General features: G+C 62.5%; 23 protein-coding genes and 1 tRNA gene. 21 read left to right on the top strand and 3 right to left on the bottom strand.

The window, feature by feature from the left end:
• Positions 1 to 131 precede the first annotated feature (131 nt).
• Positions 132 to 1,706 (bottom strand): carboxypeptidase M32, encoded by a 1,575-nt coding sequence (locus FYJ40_RS05950; protein WP_154517604.1) that lies wholly within the window; start codon positions 1,704 to 1,706, stop codon positions 132 to 134.
• Positions 1,707 to 2,211: 505 nt separating this feature from the next.
• Between FYJ40_RS05950 and pheS the strand changes: the two genes are divergently transcribed.
• The 6 genes from pheS to FYJ40_RS05920 all read left to right on the top strand — a co-directional run bounded on the left by pheS (position 2,212) and on the right by FYJ40_RS05920 (position 9,812).
• On the top strand, positions 2,212 to 3,288 hold the full coding sequence (pheS, locus tag FYJ40_RS05945; RefSeq protein ID WP_154517607.1) for a phenylalanine--tRNA ligase subunit alpha: 1,077 nt from the start codon (positions 2,212 to 2,214) through the stop codon (positions 3,286 to 3,288).
• A 181-nt stretch (positions 3,289 to 3,469) separates the two neighbouring features.
• The gene (gene pheT, locus FYJ40_RS05940; protein ID WP_154517610.1) at positions 3,470 to 5,923 is read left to right on the top strand and encodes a phenylalanine--tRNA ligase subunit beta; all 2,454 of its coding nucleotides are present in this window, start codon (positions 3,470 to 3,472) and stop codon (positions 5,921 to 5,923) included.
• Positions 5,924 to 6,169: 246 nt separating this feature from the next.
• Positions 6,170 to 7,255 carry a cobalt transporter CbiM gene (gene cbiM, locus FYJ40_RS05935; RefSeq protein ID WP_154517613.1) on the top strand — a complete coding sequence of 362 codons (1,086 nt, stop codon included), beginning with the start codon at positions 6,170 to 6,172 and terminating at the stop codon, positions 7,253 to 7,255.
• Positions 7,233 to 8,069, top strand: a complete 837-nt coding sequence (locus FYJ40_RS05930) for an energy-coupling factor transporter transmembrane component T (RefSeq protein ID WP_154517616.1) — start codon at positions 7,233 to 7,235, stop codon at positions 8,067 to 8,069. The genes cbiM and FYJ40_RS05930 overlap by 23 nt, the downstream gene beginning before the upstream one ends.
• Positions 8,070 to 8,113: 44 nt before the next feature.
• Entirely contained in the window at positions 8,114 to 8,884 is a 771-nt protein-coding gene (locus FYJ40_RS05925) for an energy-coupling factor ABC transporter ATP-binding protein (RefSeq protein WP_154517619.1), read from the top strand.
• Between the two features lie 79 nt (positions 8,885 to 8,963).
• Positions 8,964 to 9,812: a hypothetical protein gene (locus FYJ40_RS05920; protein WP_154517622.1), complete on the top strand. Its 849-nt coding sequence runs from the start codon at positions 8,964 to 8,966 to the stop codon at positions 9,810 to 9,812.
• Between the two features lie 202 nt (positions 9,813 to 10,014).
• On the opposite strand, the gene pyk is transcribed toward FYJ40_RS05920, so the two are convergent.
• Positions 10,015 to 11,475, bottom strand: coding sequence for a pyruvate kinase (gene pyk, locus FYJ40_RS05915; protein WP_154517625.1), 1,461 nt, complete (start codon positions 11,473 to 11,475; stop codon positions 10,015 to 10,017).
• A gap of 442 nt (positions 11,476 to 11,917) precedes the next feature.
• Here pyk and FYJ40_RS05910 point away from each other — a divergent pair, with 442 nt between their 5' ends.
• Both FYJ40_RS05910 and rsgA read left to right on the top strand, forming a co-directional pair.
• Positions 11,918 to 14,599, top strand: a complete 2,682-nt coding sequence (locus tag FYJ40_RS05910) for a cation-translocating P-type ATPase (RefSeq protein WP_154517628.1) — start codon at positions 11,918 to 11,920, stop codon at positions 14,597 to 14,599.
• A 511-nt stretch (positions 14,600 to 15,110) separates the two neighbouring features.
• Positions 15,111 to 16,064, top strand: a complete 954-nt coding sequence (rsgA, locus tag FYJ40_RS05905) for a ribosome small subunit-dependent GTPase A (protein WP_195838597.1) — start codon at positions 15,111 to 15,113, stop codon at positions 16,062 to 16,064.
• Positions 16,065 to 16,131: 67 nt separating this feature from the next.
• Here the strand turns inward: rsgA and FYJ40_RS08935 are convergent, their stop codons facing one another.
• A complete protein-coding gene (locus tag FYJ40_RS08935; RefSeq protein ID WP_195838599.1) occupies positions 16,132 to 16,335 on the bottom strand; it encodes a hypothetical protein in 204 nt (67 codons plus the stop codon).
• Between FYJ40_RS08935 and cpaB the strand changes: the two genes are divergently transcribed.
• From cpaB to FYJ40_RS05840, 13 genes are all read left to right on the top strand, one after another.
• A complete protein-coding gene (gene cpaB, locus FYJ40_RS05900) occupies positions 16,322 to 16,981 on the top strand; it encodes a Flp pilus assembly protein CpaB (RefSeq protein WP_370450646.1) in 660 nt (219 codons plus the stop codon). The genes FYJ40_RS08935 and cpaB overlap by 14 nt on opposite strands.
• Complete coding sequence (locus FYJ40_RS05895) at positions 16,981 to 18,618, top strand: P-loop NTPase (RefSeq protein WP_154517634.1); 1,638 nt, start codon at positions 16,981 to 16,983, stop codon at positions 18,616 to 18,618. Before cpaB ends, FYJ40_RS05895 begins: the two co-directional genes overlap by 1 nt.
• The gene (locus FYJ40_RS05890) at positions 18,615 to 19,943 is read left to right on the top strand and encodes a CpaF family protein (protein ID WP_154517637.1); all 1,329 of its coding nucleotides are present in this window, start codon (positions 18,615 to 18,617) and stop codon (positions 19,941 to 19,943) included. The genes FYJ40_RS05895 and FYJ40_RS05890 overlap by 4 nt, the downstream gene beginning before the upstream one ends.
• Entirely contained in the window at positions 19,916 to 20,842 is a 927-nt protein-coding gene (locus FYJ40_RS05885; RefSeq protein WP_154517640.1) for a type II secretion system F family protein, read from the top strand. Before FYJ40_RS05890 ends, FYJ40_RS05885 begins: the two co-directional genes overlap by 28 nt.
• Positions 20,839 to 21,480, top strand: a complete 642-nt coding sequence (locus tag FYJ40_RS05880; protein WP_370450647.1) for a type II secretion system F family protein — start codon at positions 20,839 to 20,841, stop codon at positions 21,478 to 21,480. Before FYJ40_RS05885 ends, FYJ40_RS05880 begins: the two co-directional genes overlap by 4 nt.
• Before the next feature lie 10 nt (positions 21,481 to 21,490).
• Positions 21,491 to 21,724 carry a hypothetical protein gene (locus tag FYJ40_RS05875; protein WP_154517643.1) on the top strand — a complete coding sequence of 78 codons (234 nt, stop codon included), beginning with the start codon at positions 21,491 to 21,493 and terminating at the stop codon, positions 21,722 to 21,724.
• A gap of 293 nt (positions 21,725 to 22,017) precedes the next feature.
• Positions 22,018 to 22,248 (top strand): hypothetical protein, encoded by a 231-nt coding sequence (locus FYJ40_RS05870; protein ID WP_154517646.1) that lies wholly within the window; start codon positions 22,018 to 22,020, stop codon positions 22,246 to 22,248.
• A gap of 1 nt (position 22,249) precedes the next feature.
• The gene (locus FYJ40_RS05865; protein WP_154517649.1) at positions 22,250 to 22,468 is read left to right on the top strand and encodes a hypothetical protein; all 219 of its coding nucleotides are present in this window, start codon (positions 22,250 to 22,252) and stop codon (positions 22,466 to 22,468) included.
• On the top strand, positions 22,404 to 22,940 hold the full coding sequence (locus FYJ40_RS05860; RefSeq protein WP_154517652.1) for a TadE/TadG family type IV pilus assembly protein: 537 nt from the start codon (positions 22,404 to 22,406) through the stop codon (positions 22,938 to 22,940). The genes FYJ40_RS05865 and FYJ40_RS05860 overlap by 65 nt, the downstream gene beginning before the upstream one ends.
• A gap of 76 nt (positions 22,941 to 23,016) precedes the next feature.
• On the top strand, positions 23,017 to 25,077 hold the full coding sequence (locus tag FYJ40_RS05855; RefSeq protein WP_154517655.1) for a hypothetical protein: 2,061 nt from the start codon (positions 23,017 to 23,019) through the stop codon (positions 25,075 to 25,077).
• The gene (locus FYJ40_RS05850) at positions 25,077 to 25,553 is read left to right on the top strand and encodes a hypothetical protein (protein WP_154517658.1); all 477 of its coding nucleotides are present in this window, start codon (positions 25,077 to 25,079) and stop codon (positions 25,551 to 25,553) included. Before FYJ40_RS05855 ends, FYJ40_RS05850 begins: the two co-directional genes overlap by 1 nt.
• Positions 25,550 to 25,909 (top strand): DUF192 domain-containing protein, encoded by a 360-nt coding sequence (locus FYJ40_RS05845; RefSeq protein ID WP_370450648.1) that lies wholly within the window; start codon positions 25,550 to 25,552, stop codon positions 25,907 to 25,909. Before FYJ40_RS05850 ends, FYJ40_RS05845 begins: the two co-directional genes overlap by 4 nt.
• A 158-nt stretch (positions 25,910 to 26,067) precedes the next feature.
• Positions 26,068 to 26,140: transfer RNA gene (locus tag FYJ40_RS05840), tRNA-Phe, on the top strand.
• The last annotated feature ends 429 nt before the right edge of the window (positions 26,141 to 26,569 follow it).

Genomic DNA, 26,569 nt, shown 5'->3' with positions numbered 1-26,569 from the left:
CAAGGGCGCGACCAGAAGGTCAGCGCCCTTTCATTTCACGTCACCTTGCTCGCTTGGGGCCGTTTTCGCTGACGTTGCCAAGACATCGACGTCAACATGGTTGGCGTTGGCGATGGCGTGCTGGTCAATCCTTACAGCTGGTACAGCGTGGTGAACTTGTCCTGCAGGTAGCTGCAGTAGTAGCGGGCATCGAATGCCATACCGCACGCGCCCTTGATGAGCTCCGGCGCGTCCTTGGCGCGGCCCCACTGCCAAATGTGCTCGCCCAGCCAAGCGCGGACGGGTGCCAGGTCGCCGCTCGCACAGGCGCCGTTAAGGTCGACACCGTCGCGGCACATGGCCGGCACAAACATGGCATCGTAGGCGCTGCCCAGCGCATACGTGGGGAAGTAGCCAAACGAGCCGCCGCTCCAGTGCGTATCCTGCAGGCAGCCGCGCGTGTCGTCGGGAACAGGAATACCCAGGTACTCGTCCATAAAGCGATTCCAAAGCGCGGGGATGTCCTTGGCCGTAGCCTCGCCGGCAAACAGCATGCGCTCAATCTCGTAGCGCACCATAATATGCAGCGGGTAGGTGAGCTCGTCGGCCTCGGTACGGATCAGCGACGGCTGAGCGATGTTCACGGCGTGGTAGAGCGTGTCCTCGTCCACGTTGCCGTAGACCTCGGGCGCGTGACGGCGCAGCACTTCGAGCAGCGGGCCCATAAAAGCGCGACTGCGGCCTACGGTGTTCTCGAAAAATCGGCTCTGGCTCTCGTGAATGCCCATGGAGGTGCCGCCCTCCAGACACGTGCGCTCGTAAGCGGGGTTCACGCCCAGCTCGTACATGGCGTGCCCCGCCTCGTGGATGATGCTATAGACGTTGGAGATGCAGTCGTCCTCGTAGATGTGCGTGGCGATGCGCGCGTCACCCACGGCAAAGCCCTCGCTAAACGGGTGCTCGGTAAAGGCGAGCGTGGTGTCGTCCAGGTTAAGGCCGACGAGCTTCATCAGGTCGAAGCTCATGGCGCGCTGGGCGGCCTCGGGCACGCGGGCATGCAAAAAGTCGGCAGTAGGCTGCTGCCCGCGCTCGCCGATGGCGTGCACGAGCGGCACGACGGTGGCCTTGACCTCGTCACAAAACGCATCGAAGCTCTTGGCGGAAAGGCCGCGTTCGTACTGGTCGAGCCAAACATCGTATGGGTCGCGCTTGGGGTCCATGAGCTCGGCCTGATGCTTGAGCTGGGCGACGATTCTATCCACGTAGGGCTCAAAGCTTGCCCAGTCGTTGGCCGTCTTGGCCTTGTGCCACACGGCGTCGGCCTCGCAGGTGAGCCTGGTCCAGGCCTCGGCCTCCTCAGTAGGGATAACGCTGGCCTCGCGCTGGTCGCGGCCGAGCACACGGATCTCGTCGAGCAGCTGCGGGTCGTCGATCTTGCCGCCGGCGACGGTCTCGTGTGCCAGCGAGCCTACAAGCTCGACGGACTTTTTGCTGGTCAGGAGCTTGTGATGTTCGCCGGCAAGGGTGCCCATAGCATCGGCGCGGGCCGCAGCGCCGTTGGCGGGGGCAATCGTCGCGCCATCGAACTCGGCAATCTTGAGCAGGTACTCGCGGGTCCATAGTTTGCCTTCGAGCTTGCGGAGCTTCTTGATGCCCTTGTCTGCCTTGGCGTTCTTAGAGGCCTTGGCCACGGCGGCCTTGGCCTTCTTATCGAGTTTCTTTCCCATACCTATATCCTTGATCTCGCAGACCGGACGCCACGGGTGGGCGTGCGGCCAGTTTGCACAGCTACCTGCCTTGTACCCAGTGCGAACAAAACGGAACGCGGCGATATGCTCGCAGAATGTGTTATCCTATAGCCCAATGCGTTGACGGAGAGGGTTTTGCCCGCCGCGTCGCCGGCAAGAGAGGGAAGGTCATGGGCTGCAAGCCTTCCTGCGGTGGCAAGGGCCAAGCGTTCACTCCCGAGCAGCAACCTCAACGGGCGCGCGGCCAGCGGCGGCGAAGCCTCAGTAGGGAAGCCGTGAGCCTCGCGATAAGGGGCACAGAGTGGGCACGGCGGGCCAGACATCCGCCGGGTCAAACAAGGTGGTACCGCGGAATTCAACCGTCCTTGGGCAATGCACATGCCCGAGGACGGTTTTTTGTTACCGAACCGGGCCGCGTTTTTGCAACGCCAGACGGCGGCAGTCGTCCTGGCGAGCGGGGAACGCAAGAGACGAAAGGGAAGACATGAGTCTGATTGATGATCTGGTCAAACTCGAGGAAGAGGCCAAGGAGCTCGTCGCAGGCGCCGACGACGCCGCCAAGCTCGAGGCTGCGCGCGTTGAGCTGCTCGGCCGCAAGGGCCGCATCACCGGCCTGATGCGCATGATGGGCAAGCTCGCCCCCGAGGATCGCCCCGTGATGGGCAAGCGCGCCAACGAGATGCGCCAGCTGATCGAGGGCATGCTCGACGAGCGCACCACCGAGATGAAGGCCGCCGCCCTCAAGCACGCACTCGAGCACGAGGCCGTCGACATCACGCTGCCGGGCATTCGTCCGCAGATCGGCCACCAGCACCTGATCAAGCAGATCATCGAGGAGGCCGAGGATATCTTTAGCGGTATCGGCTACACCGTCGAGTCCGGTCCCATGGTCGACACCTCCTACTACAACTTCACCGCGCTCAACGCCCCCATGGATCACCCGAGCCGCTCGGCCCGCGACACCTTCTATGTGGTCGACAACAACCCCGGCAGCGTCGCGCACCCCGAGGCGCATGCCCACGGCGAGTCCGACGTGCTGCTGCGCACCCAGACCTCGGGCGTGCAGATTCACACCATGGAGTCGCAGAAGCCGCCCATCTACATGATCTGCCCGGGCACCGTCTACCGTCCCGACACGGCCGACGCCTGTCACCTGCCGCAGTTCAACCAGATCGAGGGCCTGGTCGTCGACGAAGGCATCACCTTTGGCGATCTTAAGGGCACGCTCGACTACTTTGTTAAGTGCATGTTTGGCGAGGACCGCAAGACGCGTTACCGCCCGCATTTCTTCCCCTTCACCGAGCCTTCCTGCGAGGTGGACGTGAGCTGCCACGTCTGCGGCGGCAAGGGCTGCAACTTCTGCAAGCACAGCGGCTGGATCGAGATCTTGGGCTGCGGCATGGTCGACCCCAACGTCCTGATCAACTGCGGCATCGACCCCGAGAAGTACACCGGCTTCGCCTTTGGCATTGGCGCCGAGCGCGTCGCTGCCCTGCGCTACGACCTGCCCGACCTCAGAACGCTCATGACAGGCGATATGCGTTTCCTGAATCAGTTTTAAGTTGACCTGTCCCGGCGGCTTCCCGAGCCACCGCACCTTGCCCCTCAAACCGTCGCTTGCGTACCCAAGTACGCGGCGCTCCTCTTTCGGGGCAACCTGCGGCACCTCGGAAACCCGTCTCCGTAGCTGGAGTTTTCCGTCTGTTTATTGCAGACGTTACAGATGAAAGGAGACCAGTTAGATGCGTGTTTCTTACGACTGGCTCAAGACCATGATCGATATTCCGGAGGATCCCAAGACCCTTTCGGACGAATATATCCGTACCGGCACCGAGGTCGAGGCGATCGACACCGTGGGCGAGTCCTTCGACCACGTGGTGACTGCCAAGGTGCTCACCAAGACCCCGCACCCCGATAGCGACCACATGTATGTGTGCTCGGTCGACGTGGGTGACAAGAACCTCGACGCCGACGGCAATTCCGCCCCGCTGCAGATCGTTTGCGGCGCGCAGAACTTTGAGGCCGGCGACCACATCGTCACGGCAATGATCGGCGCCGTGCTTCCCGGTGACGTCAAGATCAAGAAGAGCAAGCTTCGCGGCGTCGTGTCCATGGGCATGAACTGCTCCGCGCGCGAGCTCGGCCTGGGTGGCGACCACTCCGGCATCATGATCCTGCCCGAGGATACGCCCTGCGGCATGCCGTTTGCCGAGTATGTGGGCTCGAGCGACATCGTACTCGACTGCGAGATTACGCCCAACCGCCCCGACTGCCTGTCCATGATTGGCATGGCCCGTGAGACCGGTGCCATTTTCGATCGCGATTTCCACGTTGAGCTGCCCGCCATCAAGGCGGAGACCGGCCGCGCGACCGACGACGAGCTTTCGGTCGAGATCGCCGACGAGGGCCTGTGCGACCGCTATGTCGCTCGCATCGTGCGCAACGTGAAGGTCGGCCCCTCGCCTGACTGGATGGTCAAGCGCCTTAACGCCCTGGGCGTGCGTCCGCACAACAACATCGTCGACATCACCAACTACGTGATGATGCTCACCGGTCAGCCGCTGCACGCTTTTGACCTGGACACCTTTGCCGAGCGCGATGGCAGGCGCCGCGTGGTGGTTCGCGCCGCCCAGCAGGACGAGAAGTTCACGACGCTCGACGGCGAGGAGCGCACGCTCGATGCCGGCATGGGCCTTATCACCGACGGCGAGCGCCCCGTGGCGCTGGCCGGCGTTATGGGCGGCATGGATTCCGAGATCGAGGACGACACCGTCGACGTGATGGTCGAGAGCGCCTGCTTCGACGCCGGCCGCACCTCGCACACCAGCCGCGACCTGTCGCTGATCTCCGACGCCTCCATCCGCTTTGAGCGCCAGGTCGATGAGACCGGCTGCGTGGATGTGGCCAATGTTGCCTGCGCGCTCATCGAGGAGATCGCCGGCGGCGAGGTCGCTCCCGGCTACGTAGATGTGTTCCCCGCGCCCAAGACCATCGACAGCATAAAGCTGCGCCTGGCCCGCGTGCACGCCATCTGCGGCGCCGACATCGAGCCCGATTTTATCGAGCGCTCGCTCACCCGCCTGGGCTGCACCGTCGAGCGCGACGGCGAGGACTTTATGGTTACCCCGCCGAGCTTCCGCCCCGACCTGCCGCGCGAAATCGACCTGATCGAGGAGGTCCTGCGCCTGTGGGGCATGGGCCGCGTGACGGCGACCATCCCGGCTGCCAAGAACCACATCGGCGGCCTGACCCGCGAGCAGAAGCTTACCCGCAAGGTCGGCGAGATCCTGCGCGCCTGCGGCCTCAACGAGACCACGACCTTTGGCTTTGCCGCCCCGGGCGACCTGGAGAAGATCGGCATGTCCACCGAGGGCCGCGGCTGCCCCGTGGTACTTATGAACCCGCTGGTGGCCGAGCAGACCGAGATGCGCCGCTCGCTGCTGCCGGGTCTGCTGCAGTCTGTGGCGTATAACGAGGCCCATGGCACGCCCAACGTGCACCTGTACGAGGTCGGCAGCCTGTTCCACGGCCGCGAGAACGCCAGCCTGCCCAAGGAGACTAAGTCCGTGGCGGGCGTGCTCTCGGGCCAGTGGAGCGAGCAGTCTTGGAACATGAAGTACCGCAAGCTGCGTTTCTTCTTTGGCAAGGGCATCGTCGAGGAGCTGCTCGCCCAGCTGCGCATCGAGAAGGTTCGCTTCCGTCCCGTCGAGGGCGAGAACTATGCCTTCTTGCAGCCGGGCCGTGCCGCCGAGGTTCTGTCTGGCGGCACCGTGCTGGGCTGGGTCGGCGAGATCCACCCCGAGGCGCGCGAGGCCATGGGCATCGACGAGGTCGTCGTTGCCTTTGAGCTCGACCTGGACAAGCTGATCAAGGGCGCCCGCAACCAGGAGAACTACCGCGAGTTCTCGCAGTACCCGGCTGTTGAGCACGACCTGGCTATCGTGGTCGACAACTCCGTGACTTGCGAGGACCTTGAGCGCCGCATTACCAGCGCCGGTGGCAAGCTGCTCGAGGGCGTGCGTCTGTTCGATGTCTACCGCGATCCGGTCCGCGTGGGCGTGGGCAAGAAGTCCATGGCCTTTGCGCTTACGTATCGCTCCGACGACCACACGCTTACCAGCGAAGAGGTCGAAAAAGCGCACCAGAAGATCGTCACCAAGGTGTGCAAGGGCGTAAACGGCGAGGTCCGCGGCTAGGCCCTGCACTGGGGTATGGGGCAGCGGTGGCTGCTGCCGAGCCTTACGTGACTGCTATCCTCGGTATAAGGCACTGCTGAGCCTGCATATATGACACGCGCATTACATAACGGCGTGCTGCTTTGTCGGCAGCGCGCCGTTTTGCTATGATAGCCCGTGGCGTGTTACGAATCTGACAATACGTAACACTGGCAAGGTGATTTAAGCGGCGTTGCAATTCCGTGCGCCGATAACCGGGAGGCGTACATGCACATTCCAGATAATTATCTGTCCCCGCAGACCGATGCCGTCATGGCAGTGGCGATGGTGCCCGTTTGGGTTCACTGCATCAAAAAGGTGCGCGTCACGCTCGACCGCGAGCACATGGCGTTCCTGGGCATCTGCGCCGCATTCTCTTTCTTGCTCATGATGTTCAACGTGCCGCTGCCCGGCGGTACCACGGGTCACGCCGTCGGCGGCGCGCTCATCGCGCTGCTGCTGGGCCCGGAGGCCGCGGCCATCGCGGTTTCGGTCGCGCTGGCGCTGCAGGCGCTGCTGTTTGGCGACGGCGGCATCCTGTCCTTTGGCGCCAACTGCTTTAACATGGCCTTCGTGCTGCCGTTTGCCGCTGCTATCGTGTTCCGTGCGCTCAACAGCCGTTTGCACGATAGGAGCTGGGGCACCGCGGTCTCCGCTGCGGTGAGTGGCTGGGTCGGCCTGTGCCTGGCAGCCCTGTGCACGGCGATCGAGTTTGGTATTCAGCCGATGCTCTTTACCAACGCTTCGGGCGCTCCGCTGTACTGCCCCTTCCCGCTCTCTATTGCTATCCCTGCCATGATGATCCCGCATATGCTGGTTGCCGGCGTGGTCGAGGGCGTGGCGACGGCCGCCATCTACGGTTTCATTAAGAAGACGGCGCCGAGCGTTATCGTCGGGCCCGAGGCCGCCGATGGCCAGCTTGCTGCCGAGGGTGCTGCTGCCAAGAAGACCTCGCTGGTCCCCACGCTCATCCTGGTCGCCGTGCTTGTCGTGGCCACGCCGCTCGGCTTGCTTGCCACGGGTGACGCCTGGGGCGAGTGGGACGCTGAGGGCGCCGCGACCGCCGTTCAGGAGGCTGGTGACGACAGTCTGCAGACTTCGGTCGGTCTCGATACCCCGACCTTTGCCGATGCCCTGCCCACGGGCGATTATCTGCAGGCCTATTCCGAAGAGCAGGGCCTTGGCTTTGCCGGCCAGGCTGCCATGTATATCCTCTCGGGCGTGATTGGCGTGGCGGTGCTCACCATCGCCTTTCGCCTGATCTCGCTGACGGTTAAGGAAAGCGGAGCCCATGGCGACGGTCGAGCTGCCTAGCTGGCTTGCGGCCGAGCAGTGTTATGAGCCCGCGGGGGCTCGGCATCGTGTGATGCAAAAAAATGTCCTGCACCTGGCGAGCCTGCTTGAGCGGGTTCGCCTAGGTGGCGGCGTGCATAAGGGCGGGTCGATTATCGACCGCGCCCTTTCTTCCGTTTCGGCGCCAGTGCGTTTGGTGGGGATGTTCGTCTGCGTCCTGTGCGTATGCCTGACGCAGAGCCCGCTGTACTTGATGCTGATGACAGCGATCGCGTTGGCGCTCGTTGCGGCGCGCCCCGTACGCGGGCTGCGCGCGACCTTTGTGCCGGCGTTGGCTGCCGCGGGGTTTGCCGTGGTTTTGGCGCTGCCGGCCCTGCTGCTGGGTGCTTCTGCCACGGGCGCCATGCTCAAGATTGCGCTCAAGACATTCATTAACGTGACGCTGGTGCTGGGCGTTTCGTGGACGCTTACCTGGAGTCGCATGTCGGCGGCGCTTAAGATGCTGCACCTGCCCGACGAGGTTATCTTTACGTTTGATATGGCGCTCAAACACATCGAGGTGCTGGGACGCACGGCGCACGACCTGTGCGAATCAGTCTTGCTGCGCAGCGTTGGCCGTGCGCCTGCAGGATTTTCGCGTACCGATTCGATCGCGGGTATCATGGGCATGACCTTTATCAAGGCGATGGAATGCAGCCGCGCGATGGACGAGGCTATGCTTTGCCGCGGTTTTGCCGGCGCATATCCGGCGCCTGCGCGGAACGGATTTGGCTGGCGCGACGCGGTCTATGCGGCCGTTGTGGTGCTGCTCGCCGTGTTGTGCGCGGTGCTGTAGCGCGGGCGGTCAAGCCGTCGATGTGAATAGGGAAGGGCGACGTTTTGGCAAACGATACAAATGGTGCGATGGGTGCGAGCGGTGCTGCCGGCGCCAAGGCCACGCCGCTCATCGAGTTTCGTAACGTGGTGTTTTCCTATGCGGGCCATACGGTGGTCGATAGCGTGTCGCTGCAGGTTAATCGCGGTGAGCTGGTTGCGCTGCTTGGACCCAACGGCTGCGGCAAGACGACGATCATGCGGCTTATCAACGGCCTTGAGCTTGCGGATGCGGGTACGTACCTGTTTGATGGACATGTGGTCGATGCGGCATATCTCAAGGATTCCGCGATGGCCCAGCGGTTCCATCAGCGCGTGGGCTTCGTGTTCCAAAACGCCGATTCACAGCTCTTTTGCGCCACGGTCGGCGAGGAGGTCGCGTTTGGCCCGGCTCAAATGGGGCTTTCGGCGGACGAGCTTGGGCGCCGCGTCCGTGATGCCATGGAGCTGTTTCAGGTTGCCGATCTGGTCGATGCCTCGCCCTATCAGCTTTCGGGCGGGCAAAAGAAGCGTGTGGCGCTGGCTGCCGTCGTGTCGATGAACCCCGATATTCTGGTGCTCGACGAGCCTACCAACGGACTTGACGAGGACTCTTGCGACATCGTGGTCAACTTTCTACTGGCTTATGTTGCTGCCGGTAAGACGGTCTTGATGAGCACGCATCATCAGGATTTAGTACGACGTCTTGGGGCCCGTGCGATTTATATCGATCGATATCACCACGTGGTCGGGGCTCCCGTGCCATCATATGGAACCGAAAACGGTGCAGCAGAATAGTTGCCGCATAGTGGGGTTGCGGCCGCGCGCGTGACTTGCTGCGAATGGTATAGTTATCCGGGTTTTTACGGGGGTAGCTATGCCAAGTTGGAATATTCATATCGCTCAGACGGAACGACTTCTGGCGCGTGCCGGTGCGCTTGCTGATAACGTGCGCGACCGCAATGCCTTTTTGTTTGGCAGCGTGGTTCCGGACATTTTTGTGGGCTACATGGTTCCCGGTATTGCCGACCCCATCCCGTATCGCATCACGCACTTTGCCAAGCCCGAGCCCATTCCTAAGCCACGCGAGCATGAGTTTTGGGACACCTATGTGGCGCCGTTGCTTAAAGGTGCGCCGACGGGTGCGCCGGCTGCAGCGACCTCGATTGTCGAAGAGCGTGAAAGGCTCAATCGGGTGCACTATCCGCAGCGCTACAAAGACGCCGAGCCGGTTGACGGCCCCGGCGCCGCCGAGTTTTCGCTCGCGCCCGATGACGTTGCGCAGTCGCTGCTCGATTTGACGCTGGGCGTTTGGTCGCATCTGGTGGCCGATACCGTGTGGAACACGCGCGTGAATCAATATCTCGAGGCGCGCGGCGGCAAGCCGTGCGAGGAGTTCCGCATTAAGAAGCAGGGAGACTTTGACTGGTTTGGCAAGACGCTCGGCATCGTTTCTATCCCGCGTGCGACCGATCGCCTCTATACCGCGGCGGCCCAGTTTGGTCAGTATTCGATTCCACAAGAGTATGTGCTCAAGACCATTGGCGTTATGCACGAGATTGTGCGCGAAAACCCCGGCGATCCGGATCATCCGCCGTACCGTCTGCTGACCGAAGAGTTCTTTGACGCAACGTTTACCGAGGTCGTCGAGCTAACCGAGGCGGGTTTTGCCGCCCGCGTTGCCGCTTCTGACGTCCCCGCAGTCCCTCTGGTCGCTAGCTGCTAGCCGGCTGACTTCGCGGTGAACAGTTCATCCCAATCGACCAACAGCTTCCGTCGCAGGGCATCTTCGGTGGTGCGCTCGGCATCGGAAAGGTTCGCGACTGAACACAAATCGATGAAGCGGCATATGAAGTACGTCTTAAAAAGGGCCCGGAAGGCGAAGCCTTCCGGGCCCTTTTTAATGCAAATGTGCTTGCAAGTGCGATTTAGCGCACCTGAGCGACGTAGGCGACGTTGGTCGAGGAGACCTTGTCCTCAAGCTGGACGCTCATACGGGGATCGCCGGCGGTAGCGACGGTCAAATCGCCGGTCTCGACGTAGCCGAGCTCCTTAGCGGTCTCGATCGCCTTGACGATCGTGCCGTTGACGGTGCCCTGGGTAATCTCGGCCTTGTGCGGGATAACGCCCCAGTACATGATCATCTGCTGGACGGCCCACTCGTGGCGGGAGAACGCGCAGATCGGCATGTTGGGACGGAAGTGCGAGATCAGGCGAGCGGTACGGCCGGTGGTCGTCGGCACGGTGATGCACTTGGCGCCAACGGTGGTGGCCATGTTCACAGCGGACATACCCACAACGTTGTTGACGACGCGGGTGCCGTGAGCATCGGCCGGAACCTCGAGCGGAGCGTGAGCCGGGAGGTACTTCTCGGTCTCGAGAGCGATGCTGGCCTGCATCTTGACGGCCTCGACCGGGTACTTACCGGCAGCGGACTCGCCGGACAGCATGACGGCGTCGGTACCGTCGTAAATGGCGTTAGCAACGTCGGCAACCTCGGCGCGCGTCGGGCGCGGGTTCTGCTGCATGGAGTCGAGCATCTGCGTAGCGGTGATAACGGGCTTGTAGGCCGCGTTGCACTTGGCGATGATCTCCTTCTGGATGTGCGGAACGAGCTCGGGCTTGATCTCGATGCCCAGGTCGCCACGGGCGACCATGATGCCGTCGGAAGCCTCGAGGATCTCATCGAAGTTCTCGACGCCCAGGGCGCACTCGATCTTCGGGAAGATCGTCACGTGCTCGCCGCCGTTCTCGCGGCAAAGCTCGCGGATGCCGCGGACAGACTCGCCGTCACGGATGAAGGAAGCGGCGATGTAGTCGATGTTCTCGGTCAGGCCAAAGAGGATGTCCTGACGATCGCGCTCGGTGATGGCGGGCAGCGAGATGTTGACGTTGGGCATGTTGACGCCCTTGCGCTCGCCGATTAGGCCGTCGTTCTTGACGACGCAGGTCATGTCCTGGCCGTCGACGGACTCGACCTCGAGAGCAACCAGGCCGTCATCGATCAGGATGAGGGAGCCCTTCTCGACCTCGGAGGGCAGAGCCAGGTAGTCGAGGGAGATGTGCTCAGCGGTGCCGTGGAAATCCTCGGACGTGGGCTGAGCGGTAACGACGATCTTGTCGCCGGTCTTGACGGCAACCTTCTTGCCGTCGACCAGAAGGCCGGTGCGGACCTCGGGGCCCTTGGTGTCGAGCAGGATGCCGACGGGCATACCGAGCTCCTTGGAAATACGACGGACGCGCTCGATGCGACCGTGGTGCTCGTCGTAGGAGCCGTGCGAGAAGTTAAAACGGGCGACGTTCATGCCCGCCTTGATCATCTCGCGGATGGTCTCGTCGCTATCGCAGGCGGGACCCATGGTGCATACAATCTTAGTGCGCTTGTACATTCAGACCTCCATCTGACATCGTCTTGCGCTGATAGATAAACCATAAGAAATAAAACTGAGTTGATTATAACGAAATGCCGACCGAATACCCCAAAAAATCGACCGTATGCCGAATTAGAAGTTCATTTTTTACGGGAAAAACGGTATATGAAAAAATTTTACCAACCGCTCTAACCGCTGCTATCTGGGCGATATGTTAGTTTGGCGACGCGCCTAAGAAAAAACGTTTTATCAGTATTGAGCATCACACGGTCCGCATCGTTGCATACGGACCATATTTCCAAATGGATTGTTTTGGCTAGACGCGTCGCTTTGGGGTACCATAGCTCCACTATCAACTGCCGCTCAGCACGGCAGCCTTGATGAGCCCTTGCCCTTCTCCTGGGAATTATGATCGGGCATCAATCTGCTGAGTGGCCCGAATCCCAGGAGGGGACTCTATATGCAAAAGGAATACCTGTCCGCCGCGGCGGAGGTGCTCAGCGACCAAGGTGTCGATGAGAACCTCGGCCTGAGCAACGACGAGGCGTCGTCGCGCCTCGCCAAGACAGGCCCTAACAAGCTCGAGGAAGCCGAGAAGACGCCGCTGTGGAAGCGTTTCTTTGAGCAGATGGCCGACCCCATGGTCATCATGTTGATCGTTGCCGCCGTTATCAGCGCGCTCACGGGCATGGTTAAGGGCGAGGCGGACTTTGCCGATGTCGCCATCATCATGTTCGTCGTTATCGTCAACTCGGTGCTGGGCGTGGTCCAGGAAGCCAAGAGCGAGGAGGCCCTCGAGGCCCTTCAGGAGATGAGCGCGGCGCAGTCCAAGGTTCTACGCGACGGCAAACTCGTGCACCTGCCGAGCGCCGAGCTCGTACCCGGCGACGTGATCATGCTCGAGGCGGGCGACTCCGTCCCGGCCGACTGCCGCGTGCTCGAGAGCGCCACGATGAAAATCGAAGAGGCCGCGCTCACCGGCGAGTCGGTGCCGGTCGAGAAGCACGCCAACGTGATCGAGCTTGCCGCGGGCACCGATGACGTGCCGCTCGGCGACCGCAAGAACATGTGCTACATGGGCTCCACCGTTGTGTACGGCCGTGGCCGCGCCGTCGTGGTCGGCACCGGCATGGATACCGAGATGGGCAAGATCGCCGGTGCCCTGGCCGAGGCCAAGGAAGAGCTCACGCCGCTGCAGGTGAAGCTCGCCGAGCTCAGCCGTATCCTCACCATTATGGTGATCGTCATCTGCGTCGTGATCTTTGGCGTCGACATCGTCCGCCACGGCGTGGGCAACGTCCTTACCGACCCGACTGCCCTGCTCGACACCTTTATGGTCGCCGTCTCACTCGCCGTCGCTGCCATCCCCGAGGGCCTGGTCGCCGTCGTGACCATCGTGCTGTCGCTTGGCGTGACCAAGATGGCCAAGCGCCAGGCAATTATCCGCAAGCTCTCTGCCGTCGAGACTCTCGGCTGCACGCAGACCATCTGCTCCGACAAGACCGGTACCCTTACCCAAAACAAGATGACCGTCGTCAAGCACGAGCTCGCTGCGCCTAAGGAGAAGTTCCTGGCAGGTATGGCGCTGTGCTCCGATGCCCAGTGGGACGAGGAACTGGGCGAGGCCGTGGGCGAGCCGACCGAGTGCGCGCTCGTCAACGATGCCGGAAAGGCGGGCCTCACTGGTCTGACTGCCGAGCACCCGCGCGTGGGCGAGGCCCCGTTTGACTCGGGCCGCAAGATGATGTCCGTGGTCGTTGAGACCCTGGACGGCGAGTACGAGCAATACACCAAGGGCGCGCCCGACGTGGTGATCGGCCTGTGCACCCACATCTACGAGGGCGATAAGGTCGTCCCCCTGACCGAGGAGCGTCGTGCCGAGCTCGTGGCCGCCAACAAGGCCATGGCCGACGAGGCCCTGCGCGTGCTGGCGCTGGCAAGCCGCACCTACACCGAGGTCCCGAGCGACTGCAGCCCCGCCGCGCTCGAGCACGACCTGGTCTTCTGCGGCCTGTCCGGCATGATTGACCCGGTCCGCCCCGAGGTCGCCGACGCCATCCGCGAGGCCCACGATGCCGGTATCCGCACCGTCATGATCACGGGCGACCACATCGACACCGCCGTGGCCATCGCCAAGCAGCTGGGCATCGTCACCGATCGCAGCCATGCCATCACCGGTGCCGACCTCGATCGCATGAGCGACGAGGAACTCGACGCGCACATCGAGGACTACGGCGTGTACGCCCGCGTCCAGCCCGAGCACAAGACCCGTATCGTCGAGGCTTGGAAGTCGCGCGACCAGATCGTGGCCATGACGGGCGACGGCGTCAACGACGCCCCGTCCATCAAGCGTGCCGACATCGGCGTTGGCATGGGCATCACCGGTACCGACGTTACCAAGAACGTCGCCGACATGGTGCTTGCCGACGACAACTTCGCCACCATCATCGGTGCCTGCGAAGAGGGTCGCCGCATCTACGACAACATCCGCAAGGTCATCCAGTTCCTGCTTTCGGCCAACCTTGCCGAGGTGTTCTCGGTGTTTATCGCCACGCTCATCGGCTTTACCATCTTCCAGCCGGTGCAGTTGCTGTGGGTGAACCTGGTCACCGACTGCTTCCCCGCGCTCGCGCTGGGCATGGAGGATGCCGAGGGCGACATCATGAAGCGCAAGCCGCGCAACGCCAAGGACGGCGTCTTTGCCGGCAATATGGGCCTGGACTGCGTGGTCCAGGGCTTGATCATTGCCGCGTTGGTGCTGGCGAGCTTCTTTGTGGGCGTGTACTTTGACATGGGCTACATCCACATCGCCGATATGATCGCCGGCGTCGCCGACGAGGAAGGCGTGATGATGGCCTTCATCACGCTCAACATGGTCGAGATCTTCCACTGCTTTAACATGCGCAGCCGCCGCACGTCGCTGTTTAAGATGAAGAAGCAGAACAAGTGGCTGTGGGCCTCTGCCGCGCTGGCGCTGGTGCTGACGGTGATCGTAACCGTGCAGCCGACGCTTGCCGAGATGTTCTTTGGCCCCGTGACGCTTGAGCTCAAGGGCGTTATCGCCGCGCTGGGCCTTGCCTTCCTGATCATTCCGCTGATGGAGATCTACAAGGCGATCATGCGCGCGGTCGAAAAAGAGTAACGTTCCTGTCCGGGCCCGACCGCCTGCGGGGTTTCCACGGGCACGTCCTCGCCGCTTTGCGGCTGCGGGATGTGCCCTTAGGAAACCCCTCCCGGCGGGCGGGCCCTGCGGCATCCTTGCTGGCTTTTCTCCCGCGCGGATGATAAAGGGCTGAGGGAAAGTTTGTGAGCCGGTCGAGCGTTTGCTCGACCGGCTCTTTTTGAGTTAGGGCTTTGCCCGGCCAGCTCTTTTTGATTTAAAATACCTGCTCAGTTGTGATTTGTGGTGCTGGGAGGCGCTTGTGGGCAAGGCTAGGGCTAAGGCGAAGAAAAAGACGACGGGGGCGCGGGCCAAGCGTGATCGTCGTCGGAAGCTCGCGACCGAGGCTCCCGCATCTGCTGAGGAGTTGCTGGCAAGCGTACCGGGGCTTGACGCACTGCAGGATGTTCCGGCGTTCGATGACCTGCCGGTCGATGCGGCTCAGCAGGCTGCATTTGACGACTTTTGCGCTCAGGCCGAGGAGCCCGAGCAGATGCAGCTCGGTGCCGTGGTGCGCCTGGACCGCGGGTTTCCGCTGGTGGCGACGGCCGACGATACCTTTCGTGCCGAGCATGCCGTGGGGTTTGCCAAGTCGCGCGGCGAGGACGAGGTACTGCTGCCGGCTGTGGGCGACCGTGTGGCGGTGCGTCGTACACCCGGGCACGACATGGGCGTAATCGAATGCGTCCTGCCGCGACGCACGAGTTTTGAGCGTTGGCGTGGCCGCGCCCGCGGCGAGCGTCAGGTGCTTTGTTCCAACGTGGATAGCGTGCTGATCGTGCAGGCACTTGGCGCCGGCGAGGTGCTGCTCGACCGCGTGGCGCGCTCGCTGGTGTTGGCGCTCGACTGCGATGCCGAGCCGGTGGTGGTGCTTACCAAGGCCGACCGCTGCGAGGCCGCGGAACTCGAGCGCGATCTGGATCGCGTGCGCCGTCTGGTGGGCCCGGACGTGCGCGTGATCGTGACGTCCTCTGCCGAAGGCCGTGGTTTGGATGAGGTGCGCGCCTGTGTGCCGGCGGGAACGTGCGCCATGATCCTGGGTGAGTCGGGGGCCGGAAAGTCGACGCTGCTCAATGCGCTGCTGGGCCACGATGCGCTGGCTACCGGTGGTGTGCGCGAGCGCGACGACCAAGGCCGCCATACCACGGTCGCGCGCGTGATGGTGGCGCTGCCGGGCGACGCCGGCGTCATTGCCGACGCTCCGGGCCTGCGCAGTTTGCCGCTCGTTGGTCACGAGCGGGGCCTGGCGCGTGCCTTCCCCGAGATCGTCGAGGTGTCGCGTGCGTGTCGGTTTGGCGACTGCACGCATACCCACGAACCGGGCTGCGCCGTTCGCGATGCCGCCGATGCCGGGCAGATCGATGGCCTGCGCCTGGAAACGTTCCAAAACTTGGCGTCATCCATGCGTGTGAGTGCCCAAATGCTCGATCCCGATGTCCATCTGTAATTGAATTTATCTATGACAGCCGTCTTCCAACTATGCGGGAGGCGGCTTTTTTACTGCCGATGCGCCCTTAAATGAGCGTTTTGCCGACGCGCTGACCAAAACCTTGCCGCGGGCTTGACGGGTTGGTCAGCTCTTGGCTGGTAATTGGTTTGACACTTAAAACCAAGATGGTGATCGCGCTGTTTTGTTGCTTGGCCGCTCGGACAATAGTGGTACGGGCATCCCATCCGCCCAGTGCTGTCTTGAGAGGAGCTGCCGTGAACAAGAGCAAGCGCATCGCCATCAGTCTGGCAGCGGGCGTGCTCGCCGCGGCACTCTGCATGGTTTACGGATCATCGGTTCGTTCGCGGGCTGAGCAGGCCCAGGCCAAAACCTTGGCCAAATACGGCGGCGATCGCGTCGAAGTTTGCGTTGCCGCACGTGATATCGATGTGGGTGAGACCCTCGACGAGACCAATGTCGTAACCCAAGAGTGGCTCGCGAGCCTGCTGCCGCGCGATGCGGCGACCGAGCTGCGCCAGGTGCGTGGCGACGTGACGACCTCGCGTATTCCCAAAAATGCCGTGGTCTGCGATGTCTACACCAAAGCCGAGAGCCATACGCTCGAGGTGCCCAAGGGCAAGGTTGCCGTTTCGGTGGCGGTCGATGCCGAGCATTCGGTGGGCGGAGCCGCAGGCGTGGGCAGCTATGTGGATGTGTACGTGCAAAAAGACGGCGTGACCGACCGGCTGTGCGGCGCGTATGTGATCGATACCAGCGACGAGGCCGGTGCCACGCGCGAAGGCAAGGTCGAGTGGGTGACGCTGGCGGCCGACCCCAAAGACGTCAAGGAATTGCTGGGAGCCTCGGGCAAGGGAACGGTCAGCTTGACGATTCCCGCCACGGCACGCGGCAAAAAGAGCGGAGGCGACGAGTGATGAAGGCGATCTGGCTTGCGTGCTGCGCGTGTGGCGATTACGGACTGCTGCAGCAGGAAGTCGAGGGCCGCGATGCGGGCGCGCAGGTGCTTCGCGTGGGCGACCTAGACGGGTTGGTGTCTATGGCTCGGGCGTTTCCTTCGCGCCGTGGCGCTGCCATTATCGCGGCATCCCTGTTTGATACTAAAGATGTGCGAGAGACCGTCGCGCGCCTGACTGCCGAAGGACGCGTGAGCCGCGTCGTCGTGTTGATAGAGGCGCTCGATCCGTCGGATATCGAGGGGCTGTTTCGCGCGGGGGCGACCGAGGTCATCGCTGCGCACAGCATATGCGGCAGCGGACATGTGGGCGAGGGAGCGGTTGATTCCGATTGGGGCGTGTCGCTTGAGCCCGATGTTTTTGTTGATAGGGAACCCGGGGCGCCTCGCGCTACAAGAGGCCCGCGTGTTGATGACTATGGGAAAGCGGAAGCCGAGCATGTTCGGCGCCCCCCGGGCCCCCTTGCATGTGATGACGCCGGAGCGTCGATACCGTATGGCGAAGACCTCCTGGCCGTAGATATGGGATACGTGCACGGCGTGAGCCTGGCCGATGGACTCGATGAGGTCGAGGGGCTTGTCGCGGGTGATGGCCCGCACGTCGACGTGACAGCGGAATCCCCAGTTCCGCCCCTACCGTTTGAGCAGCCTGCCGTGCCGGCGTGGACGCAGCGCTTGGGTGCGGCTGGCGAGACGGGGACGTTGCCGCCCACGTCGTCAGCCCCTGCACCGCTGGCAGACACTGCGTCGACGTCGCATCGAGCTCCGGTCATCTGCGCCGTCTCGGGATCGGGCGGCTGTGGCAAATCGACGATTGTCGCCACGATGGCGCATGCCGCTTCGTTGCTGGGTCTGCGAGCTGCCGTACTCGATCTGGACCTAATGTTTGGAAATCTCTACGACTTGCTGGGCGCCGATGCCCCACATGACATGGCGACACTTATCGAGCCGTCGGTCGCGGGCGCACTTGCGGAGCCAGACGTGGTCGCTGCATCGATGCGCGTTGCCCCAGGCGTTACGCTTTGGGGGCCTGTCGCAGCGCCCGAGCGCGCCGAGCTCATGGCGCGTCCGGTAGAGCTGCTGCTCGACATCTTGCGTCGTGAGTCCGACGTGGTCCTTATCGATACCTCGGTCTTTTGGGGCGATGCCGTGGCGGCTGCGGTGGCGGCGTGCGACCGTTGCCTTGTCGTGGGTGATGCGTCAGTTTCTTCCGCGACGTCTGCAGCGCGCGTCATTGAGCTGGCGAGCCGTGTGGGCGTGCCGCGCACGCGCATGAGCGCCGTATTCAACCGATTTGGCGCGCGTGGGGCGGACGAGGATGTCGCCATTCGTTTTGAGATCGCGTGCTCGCTCAGTTCCAAAATTCGAATTGCCGATGGCGGGCAGGATTTGGCTGCACTCATGGCGTTTGGTCGTGCCGACGAGGCCGTGGGTCAGGCCAGTGCCTTCGCGACCAGTGTGCGCGAAGCCACGCGCGAGATGCTCGTGGAGCTGGGCTGCGCCGTAGGGCCTTGGAGCGACACGGTCATCGACCGCGCGACGCGTGCCGAACGCCCGCGCATCCGCCTTCCCTGGTCGCGTGAGGGTGATTGCCGATGAGCCTGCAAACGAGAATCAAAGCAGCCGGTGCGGCGGCGGCGACGGCGCCTGTCGATGTGGGATGGCGCCGTGCGGTCAAGCGCCGCACCAAGCGGGCCGTGATGGATCGCGTGGGCTACGACGAGGTGGCACGCATCAGTGCCTACGTCGATCCGGTTCTTGCCCGCTCGGAATTGCGTCCTGCGGTGGAGGCGGCACTCAACGTGGAAGAACCGACCGACCTGGCGACGCCCGAGCGTGAGACCATCATCAACGAGATCTTGGATGACGTGGTGGGCTTGGGCCCGCTGCAGCCGCTCATCGAGGACGACACCGTCACCGAGATTATGATCAACGGTTGCCGCTCGGCTTTCTTTGAGCGCGGCGGGGTCTTATACCCCATCGAGCATGCGTTTGAGGATGACGAGCAGATTCGCGTGCTCATCGACCGCATCATCTCGCCGCTGGGCAGGCGTATCGACGAGCGCAGTCCCATCGTCAACGCCCGCCTCAAGACAGGTTATCGCGTCAACGCGGTGATTCCTCCCGTGGCGATCGATGGGCCGATCCTCACTATCCGCAAGTTCTCGGATCGCATCTGTTCGTTGGACGAGCTTGTGGGCCTGGGGTCGCTGCCGCTTTGGTATGCGCAACTGCTTTCGTGTGCGGTGTCGCTGCGCCAAGATTTGGCGGTTGCGGGCGGTACGGGGTCGGGCAAGACTACGCTGCTCAACGCGCTATCGTGCGAGATATCTACCGGCGAGCGCATCGTGACGATCGAGGATTCCGCCGAGCTCAAGTTCGCGCATCACCCGCATGTGGTTCGCCTGGAGGCGCGCGAGGCTTCAATTGAGGGTGAGGGTGCGGTGACAATCCGCGACCTGGTGACCAACGCCCTGCGTATGCGTCCCGACCGTATTGTGGTGGGTGAGGTACGCGGTGCGGAATGTTGCGACATGCTGCAGGCCATGAACACCGGGCACGATGGGTCGCTCACCACGCTTCATGCGGGCACCGAGCAAGAGACCGTGGTGCGTTTGACGCTGCTTGCGCGCTATGGCATCGATCTGCCGAGCGAGCTTATCGAGGAACAAATCGCTATGGCGCTTGACGGCATCGTGATGTCCGAGCGCCATGCGGACGGCCGGCGTTTTGTGTCCTCCTATTCGGGGGTGCGACGCGGCGCGTCGGGTGGCGTGGAACTCGAGCGCTACGTGACCTTCGATGCCGCCGAGCGCACCTGGACCCTCAACCGCGAGCCGCCGTTTATCGCAGAGGGCTTGCGCTCGGGAACGCTTACACAGGAGGAGGTGGACGAATGGAGGTCGTTGTGCCCCTCGTCGTAGGGGGCCTTGCCGGGTTTTCGGTCGCGACGGTATGCGGAGTGGAGCCTCATGTGCCGAGGGTGCCGCCGGCGGAGCTGGTGCGCCATATGTTTGAATCGGTGGCCGAGAAGCTGCCACACGAGCTGGTGAAAAATGATCTTCTAAAAAAGATCGCCCGCTCCTGGGTATCGTTGGTTCCCGTGCGCCGCATCGGTCTTGTCGTTGAGGATGATGCTTCACGCTTAGCGTTCCTGTTGCTATCGAGTGGCGTCTGCTGCCTTGCACTTGCCGTGGTGTCGCTATCGCCCATCGGCTTTGTTTTGGGGGCGGTTGCGCCCTTTGCCGCGGGCGCCGCACGCGACATCTTTGACCACCGACGCGAGCAGCGCGATGTAGAGGAAGCCATGCCCGAGGCCTTTACGGCACTTTCCATGTCGCTTGCCTCGGGACATTCGCTGGCCCAGGGCATGCGGTTTGTGGGCGCTCACGCGCAAGAGCCGGTGCATACCGAGTTTCTGCGGGTGGCGGCGGCGATCGACTGTGGCATTTCGGCTGCCGATGCGCTCGACGACCTGCTTGTCCGCATCGACGCCCCCGGGCTTTCGCTTGTCACGTTGGCGCTCAAGGTGTCGCAGCGGACCGGTGCCCCGCTTGCCGATCTGCTGTCCGAGGCGTCGAGCATGGTGGGGGAGCGTATTGAGCTCAAGCGCCGCCTGGATGTCAAAACGTCGCAGGCGCGCATGTCGGCGCATATGGTCGCGGCGATGCCGGCGGGTATGTGCGCGGTGCTGGCCCTGCTTTCGGCAGATTTTCGCTACGGTCTCGCAACGCCGGTAGGCGCCGGCGCCGTGGTTCTGGGGCTTGCCCTTAACGGCGTCGCCCTGGTGGTTATCCGGCGCATTATGCGGGTGGAGCTGTGAGCGCCCTGGTTGCCGCCGCGGCTTGCCTGTGCGCCTTCGGCGTATTTGTCGCGACGGGCCTGGAGCGCTCGGATGTGCGCCAGGCCATGGAGATTTTCAGGGGCGAGGCGGTGCTGGTCGTTGCTGCGTCCCATTCGGTGATCGATGCCGCTATTGCGCGGGTGAGGGGCGCATTTGGCGGGGACAACTCAGCGCAGGTTTCGCTCGGTGAGGTGTCCGAGATGATTGATGTGGTGCGCCTGGGGCTTTCCGCCGGCCTTTCGTTCGATGCGGCGCTCGAGATCTTTTGCGCCAATCGTCGATCGGCGCTGACTGTTCGGCTTGAACGGGCATGCATGGCGTGGCAGGTGGGCGTGGGAGCGCGCGAGGACGAGTTGTTGGCGGCCGCGCAGGACCTGGACGTGCGGGCGCTCGAGACCTTTGCCATTACGGTGGGTCAAGCGCTCGCCCTGGGTGCCCCGCTTGCCGAGACCCTTGCTGCCCAAAGTCGCGAGATCCGCGCCGCCCATCGTGCCGCGGTCGAGCGCGAGATTGAACGAGCGCCCGTCAAGCTGCTGATTCCCACCGGCACGCTCATCTTGCCGGCACTGCTGTTATCCATATTGGGCCCGCTGCTGGGAGCAGGCGGGATGATGTAGGGAGGAATACATGAACAAAATGGCTGACGTTATGGGTAGGGTTTGGAGTTGGACGCTTTACCGTGCAATGCGTTCCTGTCAACGTGCCAAGGCGCTGGTGCAGGAGGAAAGCGCGCAGGGTACCACCGAGTACGCCATCTTGGTCGGCGTGCTCGTGGTAATCGCGATCATTGCCATCGTTGCATTTAAGGGCAACGTCGAAAAGCTATGGAACGCGATCAAAGACGGCATCAACAGCCTGTAGAAGGCGGGCATTCTGTTGGCGTGCTGCTGGTGCTCGCTTGCCTGATTGTGGCGATAGCGGCGACGCTCTGGGGGCTGAATGCCGTGCGACAGCAGCGTTCTGGGGCCGTCGCGGATGGGAGCTCGGGCGCGGTGGCGCCTCCCGATGACAAAGCGCGGGACACGGCCGACAGGGATGCCGCCGTCACGGCACAAACTTTTCTGCGGGCGCTCGACGAACGGTCGGATGTTGCGGCAGGTCCATCTGCGGACAACGCAGTCGCAGTCCGACTGACATGGGCCGAGGAGCGGCCGATGACCGAGGCTGCCGCGGACCTGTTGCGTGTCTATCGCGAGGTGCCCACAGCCCAGCTCGCTCTAAGCGGTTACCTCGACATCAAGGGCAACGTATGGGGCGCCATCGTGCGCGATGGGCGCGGCTGGGTCGACATGGTGACGGTTGCCGCGGATGCCGGCGACGCCTCGTGCCGCTTACGCGCGGTGCGCTTGGTTCCGCAAGCATCGGGGTCAAAGGAGGGATCGTGAAATGCTTGACGTTTTGCGCGAGGAGTCTGCCCAATCGACCGTTGAGTACGCCATCGTCACCATGGCGCTGCTTTCCATCGTACTGGCGATTGCGGGGCTTTGGCGCGCCGGCACCGACGGACGCTTGGCGGCGTTGGCTGCACGGGCGGCGTCCCATGGCGTCGCCTCGACATCGGTTATCGACGCCGCCGCAGGCGCCAAAGACATCGCGCTCTATTGATATCGCGCGCGAGGATTGGGCGCAGTCCACGGTCGAGGCCGCCTTTTTGCTGCCGACGTTTTTGACGCTCATCCTGCTTGCGCTGCAGCCGGTGTGCCTGCTCTATACGCGTGCGGTCATGGAGTCTGCCGCCGCCGAGACGGCGCGGCTCATGACCACGACGACGGCGGAGGACGACGACCTCAAGGAGTTTGCCCGCCGCCGTCTCGCCGCGGTGCCCGATGTCTCGATCTTTCACGCCGGCGGACCGCTGTCGTGGGATATCGAGCTTGGCCGGGCGGGCGCAGGGGACGTTTCGTCTGTATCTATCGCGGGTGATGTAAAGCCGCTACCCGTGATCGGCGCGTTCGCGCAGGCCATGGGCAATGTGGGGGGAGAAGGAAATGTTGAGTTGAAAGTCGACGTTTCGTATCGATCGCGTCCCGGATGGCTGGAGGGAGACTATGATTCGTGGATTGCCGCGTGGGAGTAGGCGTCGCCTGCTGCGAATGATGCGAGGGCTCGTGTGCCGTTGCCGGTCGAATGCCCGCCGCAAGCGGGGCGGCTTCATGGGCCGCTCCGGTATCGACTTGTTTATCGAGGACGGTGCCTACACTACGCTTTCTTCGGCGGTCGTCATACTTGTGGTGCTTACGCTGCTGTTTTCGTCGACGGCGGCGATATGGAGTATGTCGCGTGCCGGGGATACCCAGGTGGCGGCCGATAGCGGTGCTCTGGCGGGTGCCAACGTGATATCGTCCTACCATACAGCGGCCACGGTGGTGGATGCGAGCATTTTGAGCTTGGGCTTGGCGGGGTTTGCCACAATCGGCACCGGCTTGGTTGCCATGCTGGTGCCGGGTGGGAAAATAGCCGCAAGCGATATGGTCGATACCGGGATTGAGATTATTAAAACGCGCAATAGGTTTGCCAAAAGTGCGTCGGAGGGTTTGCAAAAAGTCGAAACGGCTCTGCCATATCTGGTTGCCGCGCGAGCTACGCAGGCTGTTTCGGCGCAGGATACCGATAACGTGACCTATACCGGCACAGCGCTCGCCGTGCCCAGGACATCGGAGTCGGATTTTGTTGCGCTCGAGGGGTCAGAAATCTCGACCGATGCTATCGAGAGCACCTCAAAAGACCTTGACTATGCTGCCAAGGAACTGAAGAAAGCGTCCGAGAAAACGTCAAAGGCCAAGGAACGCGCCTGGCTTGCCGACTGCGGCGGATCGGACAGAGGCGCAGTCGGAAGCTGTTCGTGCATGTGGGAACGCGCGAGGAGCTTGGCGAAGCTTTCGGATATTGAGAATCCGCACTATGCCTCGAGTGTCACATGGGAGCCGCAAGTGGCGCTCGATCGCGCGAAGGCCTATTACCGCTCGCGCCTTGCAAACGAGGCACCTCAGGGCTCAAGCGTCGAGACGAAGGCGGAGTCGGCGGCGCGCAAGGCGTTTTACACCTATGCGAGTACAGAGGTCAATCGTGCATATGTAACCGAGGACGGAGATGAAGTCACTTCCCATATCCCGCTGTTGCCGCGCAACTCTGAAGAGGTGCGAGCGACGGAACTCTATACCGATGCGGCGTGGCCAATTAGTACCATCGATGACAAGACGTATCTGCATTACGGAACGAGTTGCCCCAACTATAAGAAGGGGTCGCCAGGCGGGTTAGCCTCGGTTGCTGATTATGACGGGCAGGACAGATGCAACAGATGCCATTTTGGCGTTTCGTCGCTCGGTGCCGTTGCAGCGCCTTCGACTTCTATCGAAAACGGCTTCGAATACCACTTTGACAAGTTCAAAGACGCCCTGGAAGATTACGTCGAATGTCGCAACAAAGAGCTCGAGCTCATGCGTCAGACCGAGGACGAGGCCGATCGCGCGGGTAATGCGTTTGACCAGGCCATCAAGGCGCTTTCGGGCGAGCGGCCGCGTATCGCCCCGCCCGGTCGCAACGGCGTGGTCGCCTTTGCGGTCTCGGGCGATATGACCAGTCCCGGTAAGCTCAACTCTTCATTCAATAAGCCGGTTACGCTCGGCAGTCGCGGTGCAATCTCTGCCGCGGTCTTGGCTCCCGACAACGCGACGGCGCAAAACAACGTGCTCTCGCGGTTTTTCTCGACACTGGAAGAGCGCTCGGGCGGCGTTGCCGGCGTACTCGATGGCGTCATGGATGTTTGGGGACGCCTGCTTGTGGGATACGGAGACATCCAAGGCGCGGCAGATGAGCTCATGGGTGAGCTGATTGACGGTCTTGGGGGTGACGGCGGAGCACTGGGTTCCATTGCGTCATGGTTCGGTGACACTGTGTCGGCGTCCGTGGCGGCGCTCGGGCTCGAGCCATGCGATCTGCGCCTACGAAAGCCCGTTCTGACTGATTCTGCCAACGTTATCAAAAGTCCGGGCTCCGATATCGCCAACCTTTCTAAGGCCCAGGATAATCTGCGAAGTATGCCGTTGGGCGTGACCGATCCCAAGGCGCTTTGCGAGGCGTTGGAATATCAAGTCGAACGCACCATTAGCGGTACGGTGTTCACACTTGCGGAGATTCCTCTGCCCGGCGGCGGCTCCATCCCGCTCACCGTCGATGTCGCCACGCTGGTTGGCGCTCTGGGCGGTGGGTCGTAATGAGTATCCGCATGCGTCTGCGCGAGGAGCGCGCCCAGGCGACGGTCGAGATGGCAGTGGTCGCTCCCGTTTTGCTGGCGCTTGCGCTCATTGTGTACAACGTCATGGTCTTTGCCGGCGCCGTTGCGCGCTTCGATCGCGTGGTGCCCGATATCGTGCTGGCGCACGCTGTGGCGCCGGAAGGGGAGGGCGACAAGAGCTCTGTCGATGCCTCGGTGCGTGTCCAGTCCGAGATTCAGGCGGCTATGCAGGGCTATAATCTGCAGGTCGAGGTCTCGAGCGAGCAGAGCTCGGCGTCGTCTGACGGCGGCTTGCTCTCTCTGTCCGGGACGTTTAGGACCTATGCCTGCGTCATGTACTATGAGCCGTGGCCTAGATTGCTCAGCATTGCCGGCGTTTCTCTGGGGACGCCGGCGAAGCTTTCGCACGAGCGCGCGGTTACGGTCGATCCGTGGCGACCGGGGGTGGTCATGTGAGCGCCGTCTTGTCTTATATCGCCTACGCGCGTGCGCTCAATAGGCTCGGTTGGTCGCCGGCAGAGTTTATGGTGGCAGAATCGTTTGGCGCACGCTTGCGCGGCATGCTGGGCCGCGTGCCGATTACGGCTGACGGACTGCCGCTCGTCATGGCGTTTCCGTCCTGCTCTTCGGTTCACACCTGTTTTATGGCTTATCCCATCGACATTGCCTTTATTGATTGCAGCGGCAATATCCTTGCACGCTACGAAAATGTCCGCCCCTGGCGCATGTGCTTCTGTCCCGGTGCTTGGGCGGTGCTGGAACGCCCTTCAATCTTTGTATCGCCCACTGTCTTGCAACGAGTGCAGGCTTGAAGGCCCTGAGCGAAAAACTTCTTGCGGCCGGTTGATGTCTCTGACGTGCTGCTTTACAGAACCGAGGTGGTGTCCAAAAACTTTTTTCAAATTCTCGGTTGACCGGAGCGCGTCCTTGGTTATACTAATCAAGCCTTGAAACAAGGCACACCTCAAATGGCTGGGTAGCTCAGTTGGTAGAGCAGAGGACTGAAAATCCTCGTGTCAGGGGTTCGATTCCCTTCCCCGCCACCTTGAATTGACTAGGACCTCTGCAAAGGGGTCCTTTTCTTTTATGTAGCCCCCGCACGGAATCGAACCCCGCGAGGGCGCGGAGCTGAGGAAACGCGATAGCGTTTGCCAGCGTAGCTCGCAAGGCGCGCAAGCGCCGCAGCGGTCCGTCCGCGCAGCGCGCGGACGCGATTCCCTTCCCCGCCACCTTGAATTGACTAGGACCTCTGCAAAGAGGTCCTTTTCTTTTATGTAGCCCCGCGGAAAACGCATCCCAATACTTCGCAAAAAACGGGATGCGCCTTCCGGCGCCTGCCTTCGGCGCGCGTGCACATCTTGGCGTACCATCTGGGGTGTGCCCGCCCAGACATTACTCCTACTTTTGCGCCACTTTGCAGACCGTTCGATCGGCTGTCCGTGCGCGCGGGTATACTCAAAACGATACTTTTC

The organism is Collinsella sp. WCA1-178-WT-3 (M1), assembly GCF_009696325.1.
Classification (GTDB): domain Bacteria; phylum Actinomycetota; class Coriobacteriia; order Coriobacteriales; family Coriobacteriaceae; genus Collinsella.
This window is presented reverse-complemented; position numbering and strand designations above follow the sequence as displayed.

Bases quoted from the DNA above. Each gene is read 5' to 3' on its own strand.
- FYJ40_RS05950 (WP_154517604.1), bottom strand. From the start codon at position 1,706: ATGGGAAAGAAACTCGATAAGAAGGCCAAGGCCGCCGTGGCCAAGGCC.
- FYJ40_RS05910 (WP_154517628.1), top strand. From the start codon at position 11,918: ATGCAAAAGGAATACCTGTCCGCCGCGGCGGAGGTGCTCAGCGACCAA.
- FYJ40_RS05890 (WP_154517637.1), top strand. From the start codon at position 18,615: ATGAGCCTGCAAACGAGAATCAAAGCAGCCGGTGCGGCGGCGGCGACG.
- cbiM (WP_154517613.1), top strand. From the start codon at position 6,170: ATGCACATTCCAGATAATTATCTGTCCCCGCAGACCGATGCCGTCATG.
- FYJ40_RS05895 (WP_154517634.1), top strand. From the start codon at position 16,981: ATGAAGGCGATCTGGCTTGCGTGCTGCGCGTGTGGCGATTACGGACTG.
- FYJ40_RS05930 (WP_154517616.1), top strand. From the start codon at position 7,233: ATGGCGACGGTCGAGCTGCCTAGCTGGCTTGCGGCCGAGCAGTGTTAT.
- FYJ40_RS05860 (WP_154517652.1), top strand. From the start codon at position 22,404: ATGGCGTCGCCTCGACATCGGTTATCGACGCCGCCGCAGGCGCCAAAG.
- FYJ40_RS05865 (WP_154517649.1), top strand. From the start codon at position 22,250: ATGCTTGACGTTTTGCGCGAGGAGTCTGCCCAATCGACCGTTGAGTAC.
- pyk (WP_154517625.1), bottom strand. From the start codon at position 11,475: ATGTACAAGCGCACTAAGATTGTATGCACCATGGGTCCCGCCTGCGAT.
- pheT (WP_154517610.1), top strand. From the start codon at position 3,470: ATGCGTGTTTCTTACGACTGGCTCAAGACCATGATCGATATTCCGGAG.
- FYJ40_RS05855 (WP_154517655.1), top strand. From the start codon at position 23,017: ATGGGCCGCTCCGGTATCGACTTGTTTATCGAGGACGGTGCCTACACT.
- FYJ40_RS05850 (WP_154517658.1), top strand. From the start codon at position 25,077: ATGAGTATCCGCATGCGTCTGCGCGAGGAGCGCGCCCAGGCGACGGTC.
- FYJ40_RS05870 (WP_154517646.1), top strand. From the start codon at position 22,018: ATGACCGAGGCTGCCGCGGACCTGTTGCGTGTCTATCGCGAGGTGCCC.
- rsgA (WP_195838597.1), top strand. From the start codon at position 15,111: ATGCAGCTCGGTGCCGTGGTGCGCCTGGACCGCGGGTTTCCGCTGGTG.
- pheS (WP_154517607.1), top strand. From the start codon at position 2,212: ATGAGTCTGATTGATGATCTGGTCAAACTCGAGGAAGAGGCCAAGGAG.
- FYJ40_RS05920 (WP_154517622.1), top strand. From the start codon at position 8,964: ATGCCAAGTTGGAATATTCATATCGCTCAGACGGAACGACTTCTGGCG.
- FYJ40_RS05875 (WP_154517643.1), top strand. From the start codon at position 21,491: ATGAACAAAATGGCTGACGTTATGGGTAGGGTTTGGAGTTGGACGCTT.
- FYJ40_RS05885 (WP_154517640.1), top strand. From the start codon at position 19,916: ATGGAGGTCGTTGTGCCCCTCGTCGTAGGGGGCCTTGCCGGGTTTTCG.